The organism is Halorubrum yunnanense (assembly GCF_026586675.1).
GTDB classification, from domain to species: Archaea; Halobacteriota; Halobacteria; order Halobacteriales; family Haloferacaceae; genus Halorubrum; species Halorubrum yunnanense.
In genome coordinates this window covers 1-645 of the sequence record NZ_JAODIX010000097.1, presented here as the reverse complement: position 1 = coordinate 645, position 645 = coordinate 1, and the positions used below count along the sequence as shown (strand labels likewise).

Below are 645 nucleotides of genomic sequence, written 5' to 3'. Positions count from 1 at the left end.
CGGTGAAGCGGGTGCTACTATGATGTGTTTTTTGATAGAAGCGGTTGGGTCATCTGGTATTTGGCCTCGATCTATCAAGAGATAGTTACGAATAACAGCCGCCTGAGAGCGACGCCTCTCAGGCGGCGGCAGTCATTTTTTGGACCGAGTGGTCAGATGAGCTTACTTGGTGAGCGTATCAGCTCTGGCTTGTTCTGCCGTTTTGCAGTGAGAGACCCTGCTACCAATGCCACCGCCGAAAGGACGACGTGAGTTTCGACGTTGCCTTCCTTGCGTGCGCGGACGCGATCAAGACCAGTAAACGACTTCAGTCGAGAGAATACTCGCTCGACACCTGCTCGCAGGTGTCGATGCATCCGCTCCTTGATCGCTTGAAATATGTAGCTTTCCTCGACGCTACCTACCTCTACGCCGTATTCAGAGAGTTGCTCCTGAGGGAGTTGCTCTAATGCCTCGTAAGGACTGTCGATCTCGTCACCGTGTTCTTCGAACAGCTCTTTGATTTCCTGCTTGATCGTCGCTAACGGCGACGATCTGCGAGGATTGATCGCTCCCAACAACGGACAATCAAGAGAGTCCTGACAGTAGTCGCGGTTTCCTTGGCTGTCGAACCCGGCATCAGCTAAGACTGCTTGCAGCTCATCA

Annotated in this window: 1 protein-coding gene; it reads right to left on the bottom strand. The window is 52.9% G+C overall.

Annotated features, from left to right (window positions below):
• Positions 1–152: 152 nt before the first annotated feature.
• The coding region (locus N5096_RS16040) for a transposase (RefSeq protein ID WP_267665791.1) at positions 153–645 on the bottom strand (493 nt) is incomplete at its 5' end.